Origin of the sequence: Pseudomonas sp. NPDC087614 (genome assembly GCF_044743485.1) — a bacterium.
GTDB classification, from domain to species: Bacteria; Pseudomonadota; Gammaproteobacteria; order Pseudomonadales; family Pseudomonadaceae; genus Aquipseudomonas; species Aquipseudomonas baetica_A.
In genome coordinates this window covers 12,503-25,766 of the sequence record NZ_JBIUWN010000023.1, presented here as the reverse complement: position 1 = coordinate 25,766, position 13,264 = coordinate 12,503, and the positions used below count along the sequence as shown (strand labels likewise).

Below are 13,264 nucleotides of genomic sequence, written 5' to 3'. Positions count from 1 at the left end.
CAATTAAACCGGCGGAAACCCCGCTTTTTTGGCTCCACAAGTTTTAGAACCCGTAGCTTCGTTGCTCAACGCACAGGCCTGCCTTACTAAATGGCTCATCAGCCAGCCAGGCAATGGTGTCGTCTTTGCTATCGAAATCAATTGAAAGCAAGCTCCCCACCATTGTCGCTCCGTCTTCCCTCATCAGGAGGCCCGCAAATGCGATCTGATCGAACTTCATGCTTAGGTACGCCTTGTGTAAGGGCCGGATATCCGCCCGAAGCGACGTTTTTTCCAGGTGGTCATAAGATGGAATATGTAAATCATATTTGATCCTCAGCGCTTGAATGGCCGACCTTTTCATAAAGACTTTAATATCGAGTGTCGCATCCCTTTAACGCGTCTCAAGTACACCACCGCCCCATACACCGGCGAAATTTTGGCACAGTAGGGATACTCACCACTGACTATCAAGGGTCAATTTTCAGCATGTGGAACCTCCCCCGGAGGACCGACAGAATAGATTTGAGAAATCTGATCAACCGCTCCAGAAGTCCCAGCACCGCTGCAAATTAATTCCGCGAAATCCTAAATCAACGCTGCGGCGGACCGATTGGCCAATGTGCAAGCTACGCCCCCCTCCTAATCCCGCTACGTAATTAAATGAGACAAGCACGAGGTGAGGCTTAGCTACCGGTTTGCAATTGCCTGGATGGCCTGCTTCGCGGAAAACTCCTGCTCTTTAGATAGTGGCTAGGAATCATGACTCGTGGTAGCGTTACTCGGACACGCATTAGCCAACAAAAATTTAAGGCCGTATTTTTACATGAACTTTAGAGACTGGATTCTTTGTACATTGGTTCCGGGTGCATTTGTGGGTGGTTATAACGCTAAAGAGTGGTGGCTGGAGCACACAAACTCCAAAGTTCTTGTTGAAGGATCATATGTATTGAAAGCTGATATTGACTCGAAATTCATTTCGAACGATGAAGTGACTAAAAACTATCTCTCCAAAGGATTGGTCGAAAAGACCTACGTCCCCATTGACACGTATACCAAGCTAGAATCTGAGCAGAAAATACTTTTAAAGAAAGTAGCCGACGCCGACAATGCAATTACTAATGATTCAAGGTTACTAGCAGAAGGGGAAGCTTGGAAAAGTACCAACCCAGATTTTTATATCGAGTTCAATCAAGTTGAATACCATATGCAGCAAGTTGTAGCTCTTGTCGGCACAAGCTTTCTTGATGGAAAGGGCGCATGGTCTAGACTGGATAAAATAGGCGACTCCCGAGAGTGGAAATTTAGGCATAACGGCAAACTATATAAGCTGACGGCAAAGTACACAAAATCCAAGGATAGATTTTTTGTTGAGACTGTACTGACGGATAAAATCTGAACACCGACTTAGCGATGCGCGGCGCTCTCTTGCCCGCAATTTCACCTTCAATGCCAACTGACCAAATGGGGTTGTCACTCAAAGCGCGAACCTAGCTTTGTTTGAAGGGGGTCATCGAAGGGAAAAGGGTACTGCAACCGCGGTTCGAAACAGATGACCGTACGTAGCCCACTCGTTTGACAAGATGTCGTCGGAGATAGCGACGCAGGATTGCTAGACTTTTACGAGATAGGAAGAGGATTGGAGCCTCAAGCGAGAAGTCCACATCGCCATGGCTTCACCGGAGCGGTTGGCGATCTGCTGTCACTGCTCCGATTGATCCAGTTATTTTTACTTAATTTGATCTATTTTTTAATGCAAAAATAATAATTTCATATAAATCAGCAAGTTAACCACCATTCAGTTTTTACAAAAGGGTTGACAGGGGAGTCAAGTACAACGGATCTGGTGGCCATCAGTGTTCAGCTCTCAACGGGGGCAATCGTGCAAAAGCGGCGATGTTAACACGCTCACCAAGGTGTTTCAGGTACACCGTTTCGGTGAAATCAGGTCTGCTTGTACCCGCGCACTTCGTCTACACCACGGTTGGCCAACTGGTCAGCCCGTTCGTTGCCGTGATGGCCGATGTGCCCACGCACCCACTTCCAGGTGACCTTGTGGCGATTGACTTGTTCATCCAGCTCTTTCCACAGATCGGCGTTCTTTACCGGCTCTTTCGCAGCGGTTTTCCAGCCGCGCTTTTTCCAGTTGGCCATCCACTCGTTGATGCCCTTCATCACGTATTGCGAGTCGGTCACCAGCAGCACTTCGCACGGACGCTTCAATGCTTCGAGGCCACGGATGGCACCAAGCAGCTCCATGCGGTTGTTGGTGGTATTGGCTTCGCCGCCCCACAGTTCCTTTTCGACGCCCTTGCATACCAGCAACGCGCCCCAGCCGCCCGGTCCGGGGTTGCCCTTGCAGGCGCCGTCAGTGAAAAGTTCTACGCTATCGACGCTTTCGCTCATGCAAATCTATCCAGAAAAAAATGCGTGGCCCCACCCATCGTGGATCGATGATGGCCGCGGCCGGAGCGAGTCCGGCCACTTAGAAAAAGAAGGTTTACGGTTCGATACGGCGACGATTGACCTTGGCCATCGGCAGCGGAATCAGCTTGCCCATCGGTTCGCGACGTTGCTGGCGCACCGGCCGCAGACCGACCACAATCTTGCGCGCCACCAACAAGTAGAAGCCGCCGCCCGACAGCTGCCAGTCACCGGCCTTGCGTTCCCAACCCGCCAGACGGGCCTGCCACTTGGGCGACGCGAGCGGCGGACGATAGCACCCGAAGCGGCGTTTCTCCAGCGCAAAGCCGAGCAGATTGAGCCAGTCGGCAACCCGTGAGGGCGAGATGCAGCGAGCCTGGCGCAAGGCGTCATGGGCGAACACGTGACGCAAACCCCAAGAGCTCCAGGGATTGATGCCGATGATCAGCAGATGCCCGCCGGGGCGCACGCTGCTCGCCGCTTCACGCAACAGGCCGTGGGGCGACAGACAGAAATCCAGCCCATGCTGCATCACCACCACGTCGGCGGCATGCTCGCTCAGCGGCCAGGCTTGCTCTTCGCAGACGATCTCGACACCGGGCAATGGCGCACCAAGACGGACGTTGCGCTGCACCTGCGGTGCCGAGGGCGGATTGTCGGCGGACGGGCCGTAATGAACCAGGTAGCCCCCAAAAAAGCGACCCAACTCGTCTTCGAGCATGCGCCGCTCTTCATCCAGCAGAAATTGCCCGATCGGGCTCGACAGCCATTCACGGGCGGCGCTGATCAACGCCAGCCAGTCCGGATCAGCCTGAGCGAACGCTTTATCGGTCATGTCATTCTCCAACGCGCCAGGAACCACTAAGATGCGCCAATGTTTTCCGCTTGGCGAATTCCGACGATGATACAGATCAGTGCCCTGCCCGCCTTCACCGACAACTACATCTGGTTGTTACAGGATCACCGTACCCAGCGTTGTGCCGTGGTCGATCCGGGCGATGCCGCGCCGGTCCAGGCGTGGCTTGCTGCCCATCCGGGCTGGGTGTTGAGCGACATTCTGATCACCCACCATCACCACGACCACGTCGGCGGCGTCGAGCGCTTGAAGAACGCCTGCGGCGCAACCGTTTACGGCCCGGCCAGCGAAAACATTCCAGCGCGGGATGTGGCGCTCAATGACAACGACACCGTCAACGTGCTCGGCTGGGACTTCGATGTCTACGCGGTGCCCGGTCACACACTGGGACACATTGCCTATTACCACCACGGTTTGCTGTTCTGCGGCGACACCCTGTTCGCCGCTGGTTGCGGCCGGTTGTTCGAAGGCACGCCGCAGCAGATGCACCACTCGCTGAGCCGCCTCGCCGCTTTACCGGAAGATACGCTGGTCTATTGCACGCATGAATACACACTGAGCAATCTCAAGTTCGCCGCAGCGGTCGAGCCGAGCAACCCGGACATCGCCGCTCGTCTGGAAAAAGTCATTCAGCAACGGCAGAACAACGTCATGACCCTGCCTTCGACCCTGGCCCTTGAAAAACTCACGAATCCCTTTTTGCGCACCGGAGAAAGATTGGTTACACAAAAAGTGGACGAACGGGAAGGCGCTCAAAACCGGGCGCCGAGTGAGGTTTTTGCGGCTCTGCGGGCCTGGAAAGATAAGTTCTAAGTACCTCACCGCTTGGTACAAAAATTCTGAAAGGTTGACCTCAGGGGGTGTGCTTTCTAGAATCGCCCGACATTTTTGCCCGGAACTTACTTCCAGCCAATGTCGTCATCAATACGTAAGTCCGTCAATTCAGACGCATTGACCCGCTTGGCGCAAGCCATCGCGGTGGCTGTGTCCGCCACGCTGGCGGGCTGCTCCAGCCATGCACCGCAGACTGAAGCGACCCATACGCCGAACATCGCTGCGCGAGCCAAACAGAAGCCGATCTGGCTGACCGAAAAGGCCAGCCAACAGGCGCCTCAGGATGTCTGGGAGCGCATGCGCGAAGGCTTCCAGTTGCAGGATGGCCTGGGCGTGAACCCGCGCATCGAGCAGCAGCGCCTGTGGTTCGCCAGCAATCCCTCTTTCCTCGAAAATGCCGGCGAACGCGGCAGCCTCTACATTCACTACATCGTCGAACGCCTCGAAGAACGCAACATGCCGCTGGAACTGGCCTTGCTGCCAGTGATCGAGAGCGCCTACAACCCGATGGCCTACTCCCGGTCCAATGCGGTGGGCCTCTGGCAATTCATCCCCTCCACCGGGCGTTACTTCAACCTGCGTCAAACCCGCTTCTACGATGGCCGTCGAGACATCACCGCCTCGACCACGGCGGCGCTGGATTATCTGACCCGCCTGCACGACATGTTCAACGGTGACTGGTTGTTGGCCCTTGCGGCCTACAACGCCGGTGAAGGCACGGTCAGCCGCGCGATCGAGCGCAACGAGAAACTCGGCCTGCCAACGGATTACTGGAACCTGCCATTGCCAGCGGAAACCCAGGCGTACGTGCCAAAGCTTCTCGCACTGTCGCAAGTGGTGCTGACGCCGGAAGCCTACGGTGTGAACCTCAACCCGATCGCCAACGAACCCTATTTCCAGGTCGTCGAAATCAACCACCGCATGGACCTGTCCAAGGTCGCTGCCGTTGCCAACATCGACGAAGACGAACTGTTCCAGCTCAACCCGGCCTTCAAGCAGCGCACCACCATCGACGGTCCTCAGCATCTGCTGGTGCCTACGTCCAAGGCGCAACTGCTGACCGCCAGCCTGCAGACCATGCGACCTGAAGAGCTGATGAGTCCTCGTTCGTTGAAGCCGGTATTCGACGGTGCCGCCCCTGGCGAAGTGGCCCAACTCAAGCGCGCCTATCGCGTGAAGCGTGGAGACAACCTCGGTTCCATTGCCAAGGCCAACAAGGTCCAGGTGAAGGACCTGCAACGCTGGAACAAACTGACCGGCCATAACCTCAAGATCGGCCAGACCCTGGTCATGCGGGACACCACCAGGCGCAGCCCTTCGCGCAGCAGTGGCCGGGTCAATACCGTTGTCGCCGCCAACAGCAAGACCAAAGGCAAAAACACCAGCAAGCAGCAGACCCAGTACAAGGTCAAGCAAGGCGACTCGCTGTACATCGTGGCAAAGCGTTTCAACGTTGAGATGCAGCACCTCAAGCGCTGGAATCCGGGCACTGGCAAGGCCTTGAAGCCTGGGCAGATGCTCACGGTTTATCAGCCGCATTGATTTGATATCAAAAGATCGCAGCCTTCGTCAGCGCCTGTATTGACCCCGACAGGCGCTGACGAAGGCTGCGATCTTTTTTTGTATTAACACAGCATTAAGCCGCTATCTTTTTCCTGTCCATACAAGCTGTTACTGTACGGCCCACAAAGCCCCAGCCGCCTGGATCGGATCTGACTTGAAGCGTCCCCTCCTCCTGCTCCTGATCAGCTTGGCCTTGAGCTCACCCGCAAGCGCGACGATTACCGAAAGTCACGGTTATGCGCAATTCGGCACGCTCAAGTACCCGGCCAGATTTACCCACTTTGACTGGGTCAACCCGCAAGCGCCCAAGGGCGGTACGTTGCGGGTGATGGCGTTCGGCACCTTCGATACGGTCAATCCATACACATTCAAAGGCACCAGCCCGGTCACTACCGCGAATTTTCTCCAATACGGCATCAACGAGCTGAATGAGCCGTTGATGGTCGGTACCGGCCAATACTCGCCGTCCGGTGATGAGCCGGCGTCCAGCTATGGGTTGATCGCACAATCGGTGGAGTACAGCGAAGATCGCAGCTGGGTGGTATTCAATCTGCGCCCGCAAGCGCGTTTCCACGACGGTACGCCAATCACTGCCTACGACGTGGCGTTCTCCTACCGCTTGTTGCTCAAAGAAGGCCATCCGCTGTATCGCACGGCCCTTCAGGAGGTGTTGCGGGTCGACATCCTCAACTCGCAGCGCATTCGTTTCGCGCTCAAACGCTCCGGCAACCCGCTATTGATTTTGCGCCTCGGTGAATTGCCGGTGCTGGCGCAACATTACTGGAAAGACCGCGATTTCAAGGCCACCACCTTCGAACCACCTCTGGGCAGCGGGCCATACCGAATCACCTCGGTGACGCCGGGTCGGCAGTTGATTTTCGAGCGGGTCAAGGATTACTGGGGCAAGGACCTGGCGGTCAATCGCGGCAAATACAACTTCGATCGCATGGAGGTCGAGTTCTACCGCGACAGCGACGTGGCGTTCGAGGCCTTCAAGGCCGGTGAGTTCGACATCTACATCGAGCATCAGGCGAAGAACTGGGCCAACGGCTACAACTTCCCCGCAGTACGCCGCGGCGACGTGATCAAGGCACAGATCCCGCATCAGATCCCGACCCAGAGCCAAGGCCTGTTCATGAACACCCGGCGCACGACGTTCGCCGACGTCAAAACCCGCGAAGCCCTGGGCTTGATGTTCGACTTCGAATGGACCAACCGCGCCTTGTTCAGCGACGCTTATAAACGCACGGCCAGCTACTACCCCAACAGCGAATTCACCGCCAGCGGCCTGCCGATCGGGCATGAATGGCTGATGCTCAAGCCCTACAAGGATCAACTGCCGGCCAAACTGTTCACCGAGCCGTTCACGCTGCCGCGGACCGACGGGCGTGGTATTCCTCGAGAAACCATGCGTAAAGCCCTGGCGCTGCTCGCCGAGGCTGGCTGGAAGCTCAATGGCCAGCGTTTGCAGAACGCCGCCGGGCAGCCACTGAGCTTCGAGCTGTTGCTGGTTAACCCGAATCTGGAACGCATCCTCCAGCCGTACATCGAAAACCTCAACAGCATCGGCATCGACGCCCGCCTGCGCACCGTGGATCGCGCCCAGTACAAACAACGTCTGGATCAGTTCGATTTCGACATGATCCTGATGACGCTCAACCAGACCCTCAGCCCGGGCCTTGAGCAATGGCAGTATTTCCACTCCAGTCAGGCCGGGGTCAAGGGCAGCAAGAATTACGCCGGCATCGCCAACCCGGTGGTCGATCACCTGCTTGAACAATTGCTCGCCGCACGCACCCGCGATGAACAAATCGCCGCCGGCAAGGCACTCGACCGTGTGCTGCTGTGGCAGCACTACAGCATTCCCAACTGGTACCTCAATTATCACCGTTTGGCCTACCGTAGCCGGTTGGCCTTCGTCACCACGCCGCCCTACACCCTGGGCCTGAGCGCGTGGTGGCTGAAATCTTCGGAGAAAGATCAATGAAACCTTTCCGCGCCCTGATCGTGCAGGCCAGCGGCTTGTTGTTTGCCGGGCTGGCCTGCGCTGCGCCGCAACACGCACTGACCCTGTACAACGAGCCGCCCAAATACCCGGCCAATTTCAAGCATTTCGACTATGTGAACCCCGACGCGCCCAAGGGCGGAAGCTTCCGTCAGGCCGGATTCGGCAGCTTCGACAGCCTCAACCCGTTCATCAGCAAAGGTGTGCCGGCCGATGACATCGGCCAGATCTACGACACCCTGACCAAGCACAGCCTCGATGAGCCGTTCACCGAGTACGGGCTGATCGCCGGCAAGATCGAAAAGGCTCCGGACAACAGTTGGGTGCGTTTCTACCTGCGCCCCGAAGCACACTTCAGTGATGGCCACCCGGTGCGCGCCGACGACGTGGTGTTCAGTTTCCAGACCTTGACCAAGGAAGGTTCACCGCTGTTTCGCGGCTACTACAAAGACGTTGCCGAAGTCATTGCCGAGGACCCGCTCAAAGTCCTGTTCAAGTTCAAGGACACCAACAACCGCGAATTGCCGTTGATCCTCGGCCAGTTGCCGGTGCTGCCAAAACACTGGTGGGCCGGTCGCGACTTCACCAAGGGCAATCTGGAAATCCCGCTGGGCAGCGGCCCCTACAAAGTGGCCGAAGTGAACGCTGGCCGTTCCGTGCGTTATGAACGGGACAAGAACTACTGGGGCAAGGACCTGCCAGTCAATCGTGGTTTCTACAACTTCGACTCGATGACCACCGACTACTACCGCGACAACACCGTCGCACTGCAAGCGCTGAAGGCTGGCCAGTTCGATTACTGGCTGGAAATGACCGCGAAGAATTGGGCCAACGCCTACAACGTCCCCGCCGTCATCGAAGGCCGATTGATCAAGGAGCAGATCCCCAACGGCAACCCGACCGGCATGCAAGGCTTCGTCTACAACCTGCGTCGTCCGGTATTCCAGGATATACGGGTACGTCGTGCATTGAGCCTTTTGCTCGATTTCGAATGGACCAACAAGCAATTGTTCAACAGCGCCTACGTGCGCACACGCAGTTATTTCGAGAACTCGGAAATGGCCGCCACCGGCCTGCCCGACGCCGAAGAACGGGCGATTCTTGATCCATTGCGTAGCAAGCTGCCGGCCCAGGTGTTCAGCGAAGCCTTCGAAAACCCCAAGACTGACGCCAGCGGCATGATTCGCGCTCAGCAACGCGAGGCCTATCAACTGCTGCAAGAAGCGGGCTGGAAGGTCGTGGACGACAAAATGGTCGATGCCACCGGAAAACCGGTGGTGATCGAGTTTCTGCTGGCCCAGACCGAATTCGAACGGGTGCTGCTGCCGTTCAAGCGCAATCTCGCCGACCTGGGCATTGATCTGGTGATCCGTCGCGTCGACGTTTCGCAGTACATCACCCGTGTGCGTTCGCGCGACTTCGACATGATCGTCGGCAGCTTCCCACAGTCCAATTCGCCAGGTAACGAACAGCGCGAATTCTGGATGAGCGCCGCCGCCGACCGGCCCAGCAGCCGCAACACCATGGGCTTGAAGGATCCGATCGTCGATCAACTGGTCGAGAGCCTGATCAATGCCGATTCGCGCAAAAGCCTGGTCGCACACGCCCGTGCGCTGGATCGCGTGTTGCAGTGGGGCTACTACGTGATCCCCAACTGGCACATCAAGACCTGGCGCGTGGCGTACTGGAACCACATCGGTCACCCGAAAGTTTCCCCCAAGTACGACATCGGCATTAATACCTGGTGGGTCAAGCCGGAAACGAAGCCAGCCGTAGAAATCGAAACCCAACTGCAAGCCGACCCTGCGGGCACGGAGTAATCAGATGCTGGCGTATATTTTTCGGCGACTGCTGCTGATCATTCCCACCCTGTTCGGCATTTTGCTGATCAACTTCGTGATCATCCAGGCCGCGCCCGGTGGGCCGGTGGAGCAGATGATCGCCAAGCTCGAAGGCTTCGAAGGCGCCACCAGCCGCATTGCCGGCGGTGGCGCCGAAGTGTCGGTGGCGGGCTCCTCCTATCGCGGCGCGCAAGGCCTGGACCCGGCACTGATCAAAGAAATCGAGCACATGTACGGGTTCGATAAATCGGCGCCGGAACGGCTATGGATCATGGTCAAGAACTACGCGTCGCTGGACTTCGGCGACAGTTTTTTCCGCGATGCCAAGGTCATCGACCTGATCAAGGAAAAGATGCCGGTGTCGATCTCCCTGGGGCTGTGGAGCACGTTGATCATGTACCTGGTGTCAATCCCGCTGGGGATCGCCAAGGCCACACGACACGGCAGCCATTTCGACGTCTGGACCAGTTCGGCAATCATCGTCGGCTACGCGATCCCCGCGTTCCTCTTTGCGATTCTGTTGATCGTGGTGTTTGCCGGCGGCAGTTATCTGGACTGGTTTCCGCTCAGGGGGCTGACCTCGAACAACTTTGATGAGCTGAGCCTGGGCGGCAAGATCCTCGATTATTTCTGGCACCTGGCATTGCCGGTGACCGCGCTGGTCATCGGTAACTTCGCGACCATGACCCTGCTGACCAAAAACAGCTTCCTGGACGAGATCAACAAGCAATACGTGGTCACCGCCAAGGCCAAGGGCCTGACCCGCCATCGCGTGCTTTACGGCCATGTGTTCCGTAACGCCATGCTGCTGGTGATTGCCGGTTTCCCGTCGGCGTTCATCGGCATCTTCTTTACCGGCTCGTTGTTGGTGGAAGTGATTTTTTCCCTCGACGGCCTGGGCCTGATGAGTTTTGAAGCGGCGATCAACCGCGATTACCCGGTGGTGTTCGGCACCCTGTTCATCTTCACCCTGCTGGGGCTGGTGGTGAAACTGATCGGCGACCTCACCTACACCCTGGTCGATCCGCGCATCGACTTCGAAAGCCGGGAGCATTGAGATGAACCTGTCCCCTCTCAACCGCCGCCGCTTCGAATTGTTCAAGGCCAACAAACGTGGCTGGTGGTCGCTGTGGCTGTTTCTGATCCTGTTCGGGCTGAGCCTGGGCGCCGAGCTGATCGCCAACGACAAACCGCTGGTGGTGCATTACGACAACAGTTGGTATTTCCCGGCAATCAAGCGCTACCCGGAAACCACCTTCGGCGGCGAATTTCCGCTGGAAGCCAACTACAAGAGCCCGTACATCCGCAAACTGCTCGAAGCCAAAAAGGCTTGGGTGCTGTGGGCGCCGATTCCGTACAGCTATCAAAGCATCAACTACGACCTGAAAGTCCCGGCCCCGGCCCCACCGTCGGCGGACAACCTGCTGGGCACTGACGATCAGGGCCGCGATGTGCTGGCGCGGGTGATTTACGGCTTCCGTATCTCGGTGCTGTTTGCCCTGACGTTGACCGTACTCAGCTCGATCATCGGCGTACTTGCCGGGGCCCTGCAGGGCTTCTACGGCGGCTGGGTCGATCTGGCCGGCCAGCGTTTTCTGGAAATCTGGTCGGGTTTACCGGTGCTGTATTTACTGATCATTCTCGCCAGCTTCGTCCAGCCCAATTTCTGGTGGTTGCTGGGGATCATGTTGCTGTTTTCATGGATGAGTCTGGTCGACGTGGTACGCGCCGAGTTCCTCCGTGGCCGCAACCTCGAGTACGTGCGCGCAGCCAGGGCACTGGGCATGCAGAACGGCGCGATCATGTTCCGCCACATCCTGCCCAACGCCATGGTCTCGACCATGACTTTCATGCCGTTCATCCTCACCGGCGCCATCGGCACCCTCACCGCGCTGGACTTCCTGGGTTTCGGCTTGCCGGCCGGCAGTCCGTCGCTGGGTGAACTGGTCGCTCAGGGCAAATCCAACCTGCAAGCGCCGTGGCTGGGCATCAGTGCCTTCGCCGTGTTGGCGCTGATGCTGAGTTTGCTGGTGTTTATCGGCGAGTCCGCTCGCGATGCCTTCGACCCGAGGAAGTGAAATGAGTCAGGACAATCTGATCGAAGTGCGCGACCTCGCCGTCGAATTCGGTTTCGGTGAGCGCGTACACCGGGTCGTCGAAGGTGTGAGTTTCGACATCAAACGCGGCGAAACCCTGGCCTTGGTCGGCGAATCCGGCTCGGGCAAATCGGTGACCGCGCACTCGATCCTGCGCTTGCTGCCCTACCCGATGGCCCGCCATCCGGCCGGCAGCATCAATTACTCCGGGAAAAATCTGCTGAGCCTGAGCGAAAAGACCCTGCGTCACATCCGCGGGAACCGCATCGCGATGATCTTTCAGGAGCCAATGACGTCGCTCAACCCGCTGCATTCGATCGAGAAGCAGATCAACGAGGTGCTGGGCATCCACAAGGGCCTGACCGGCAAAGTCGCGACCCAGCGCACGCTGCAATTGCTGGAGATGGTTGGCATCCCCGAGCCCCACAAGCGCCTCAAGGCCCTGCCCCACGAATTATCCGGTGGCCAGCGCCAGCGGGTGATGATCGCCATGGCCCTGGCCAATGAGCCGGAACTGCTGATCGCGGACGAACCGACCACCGCCCTGGACGTGACCGTTCAGCTGAAAATCCTCGATTTGCTCAAGGAGCTTCAGGCGCGATTGGGCATGTCGCTGCTACTGATCAGTCACGATTTGAACCTTGTGCGAAGAATTGCGCATCGCGTATGTGTCATGCAGCGCGGTTGCATCGTCGAACAGGCATCGTGCGAAGAGCTGTTCCGTTCGCCGCAGCACCCGTACACTCGGGAATTGCTCGGCGCAGAGCCCAGCGGAGGCCCGGCGACCAATGAAATCGGGGCGCCGCTGCTTGAGGTCGAGGACCTGAAAGTCTGGTTCCCGATCAAGAAAGGCTTGCTCAAGCGCACGGTGGATTACGTCAAGGCAGTCGATGGTATCCATTTCAGCTTGCCTCAGGGGCAGACGCTGGGGATTGTTGGCGAAAGCGGATCAGGTAAATCCACGCTGGGTCTGGCGATTTTGCGGCTGATCGGCAGCAAAGGCGCGATCCGCTTTGAAGGCAAGCAGCTAGACTGCCTGACGCAGAACGAGATTCGTCCGTTGCGTCGGGAGATGCAGGTGGTGTTTCAGGACCCGTTTGGCAGCCTGAGCCCGCGAATGTGCGTGAGCGACATCGTTGGCGAAGGCCTGCGGATTCACAAGATGGGCACCGCCGCCGAGCAGGAAGCGGCGATTATTGCGGCATTGAAGGAGGTAGGTCTGGATCCGGAAACCCGGCACCGCTACCCCCACGAATTTTCCGGTGGGCAACGGCAGAGAATCGCCATTGCCCGGGCTTTGGTGCTCAAACCGGCGCTGATCCTTTTGGACGAGCCGACGTCGGCGCTCGACCGGACGGTGCAGCGGCAAGTGGTGGAGCTCTTGCGTTCACTGCAAGCCAAGTACAACCTGACGTATTTGTTCATCAGCCATGATCTGGCTGTCGTCAAAGCGCTGAGCCACCAGTTGATGGTGGTCAAGCATGGCCAAGTGGTCGAGCAGGGGGACGCGCAAAGTATCTTTGCCGCCCCTCAACATCCGTATACACAGCAGTTGCTGGAAGCCGCTTTTTTGGCACCAGCCACTGCGCAATAACCTGAAAGAGGAGCAACACATGGGTTTTCTCGCCGGTAAGCGCGTACTGATCGTCGGTGTCTCCAGCAAGCT

11 protein-coding genes are annotated in these 13,264 nt (G+C 57.6%); 8 read left to right on the top strand and 3 right to left on the bottom strand.

The window, feature by feature from the left end:
* Positions 1 to 43: 43 nt before the first annotated feature.
* Positions 44 to 220: a hypothetical protein gene (locus tag ACIOWA_RS11555; protein WP_401159854.1), complete on the bottom strand. Its 177-nt coding sequence runs from the start codon at positions 218 to 220 to the stop codon at positions 44 to 46.
* A 528-nt stretch (positions 221 to 748) separates the two neighbouring features.
* Here ACIOWA_RS11555 and ACIOWA_RS11550 point away from each other — a divergent pair.
* Positions 749 to 1,378: a hypothetical protein gene (locus ACIOWA_RS11550; protein WP_401159852.1), complete on the top strand. Its 630-nt coding sequence runs from the start codon at positions 749 to 751 to the stop codon at positions 1,376 to 1,378.
* A 545-nt stretch (positions 1,379 to 1,923) separates the two neighbouring features.
* Here the strand turns inward: ACIOWA_RS11550 and rnhA are convergent.
* Entirely contained in the window at positions 1,924 to 2,385 is a 462-nt protein-coding gene (gene rnhA, locus ACIOWA_RS11545; protein ID WP_123532078.1) for a ribonuclease HI, read from the bottom strand.
* A 94-nt stretch (positions 2,386 to 2,479) separates the two neighbouring features.
* Positions 2,480 to 3,238 (bottom strand): methyltransferase domain-containing protein, encoded by a 759-nt coding sequence (locus tag ACIOWA_RS11540; protein ID WP_339433737.1) that lies wholly within the window; start codon positions 3,236 to 3,238, stop codon positions 2,480 to 2,482.
* A gap of 66 nt (positions 3,239 to 3,304) precedes the next feature.
* Between ACIOWA_RS11540 and gloB the strand changes: the two genes are divergently transcribed.
* The 7 genes from gloB to ACIOWA_RS11505 all read left to right on the top strand — a co-directional run bounded on the left by gloB (position 3,305) and on the right by ACIOWA_RS11505 (position 13,192).
* On the top strand, positions 3,305 to 4,072 hold the full coding sequence (gene gloB / locus ACIOWA_RS11535) for a hydroxyacylglutathione hydrolase (RefSeq protein ID WP_339495874.1): 768 nt from the start codon (positions 3,305 to 3,307) through the stop codon (positions 4,070 to 4,072).
* Positions 4,073 to 4,171: 99 nt separating this feature from the next.
* Entirely contained in the window at positions 4,172 to 5,635 is a 1,464-nt protein-coding gene (locus tag ACIOWA_RS11530; protein WP_401159850.1) for a transglycosylase SLT domain-containing protein, read from the top strand.
* Between the two features lie 175 nt (positions 5,636 to 5,810).
* Positions 5,811 to 7,643, top strand: a complete 1,833-nt coding sequence (locus ACIOWA_RS11525; RefSeq protein WP_401159848.1) for an extracellular solute-binding protein — start codon at positions 5,811 to 5,813, stop codon at positions 7,641 to 7,643.
* Positions 7,640 to 9,481, top strand: coding sequence for an extracellular solute-binding protein (locus ACIOWA_RS11520; RefSeq protein WP_401159846.1), 1,842 nt, complete (start codon positions 7,640 to 7,642; stop codon positions 9,479 to 9,481). The genes ACIOWA_RS11525 and ACIOWA_RS11520 overlap by 4 nt, the downstream gene beginning before the upstream one ends.
* A gap of 4 nt (positions 9,482 to 9,485) precedes the next feature.
* A complete protein-coding gene (locus ACIOWA_RS11515) occupies positions 9,486 to 10,559 on the top strand; it encodes a microcin C ABC transporter permease YejB (protein ID WP_095190979.1) in 1,074 nt (357 codons plus the stop codon).
* A gap of 1 nt (position 10,560) precedes the next feature.
* Positions 10,561 to 11,580: an ABC transporter permease gene (locus ACIOWA_RS11510; RefSeq protein WP_339433732.1), complete on the top strand. Its 1,020-nt coding sequence runs from the start codon at positions 10,561 to 10,563 to the stop codon at positions 11,578 to 11,580.
* Position 11,581: 1 nt separating this feature from the next.
* The gene (locus tag ACIOWA_RS11505) at positions 11,582 to 13,192 is read left to right on the top strand and encodes an ABC transporter ATP-binding protein (RefSeq protein WP_401159843.1); all 1,611 of its coding nucleotides are present in this window, start codon (positions 11,582 to 11,584) and stop codon (positions 13,190 to 13,192) included.
* The last annotated feature ends 72 nt before the right edge of the window (positions 13,193 to 13,264 follow it).

Coding starts and splice junctions, on each gene's coding strand:
- ACIOWA_RS11555 (WP_401159854.1), bottom strand. CDS start 220: ATGAAGTTCGATCAGATCGCATTTGCGGGCCTCCTGATGAGGGAAGAC.
- rnhA (WP_123532078.1), bottom strand. CDS start 2,385: ATGAGCGAAAGCGTCGATAGCGTAGAACTTTTCACTGACGGCGCCTGC.
- ACIOWA_RS11540 (WP_339433737.1), bottom strand. CDS start 3,238: ATGACCGATAAAGCGTTCGCTCAGGCTGATCCGGACTGGCTGGCGTTG.
- gloB (WP_339495874.1), top strand. CDS start 3,305: ATGATACAGATCAGTGCCCTGCCCGCCTTCACCGACAACTACATCTGG.
- ACIOWA_RS11530 (WP_401159850.1), top strand. CDS start 4,172: ATGTCGTCATCAATACGTAAGTCCGTCAATTCAGACGCATTGACCCGC.
- ACIOWA_RS11520 (WP_401159846.1), top strand. CDS start 7,640: ATGAAACCTTTCCGCGCCCTGATCGTGCAGGCCAGCGGCTTGTTGTTT.
- ACIOWA_RS11515 (WP_095190979.1), top strand. CDS start 9,486: ATGCTGGCGTATATTTTTCGGCGACTGCTGCTGATCATTCCCACCCTG.
- ACIOWA_RS11510 (WP_339433732.1), top strand. CDS start 10,561: ATGAACCTGTCCCCTCTCAACCGCCGCCGCTTCGAATTGTTCAAGGCC.
- ACIOWA_RS11505 (WP_401159843.1), top strand. CDS start 11,582: ATGAGTCAGGACAATCTGATCGAAGTGCGCGACCTCGCCGTCGAATTC.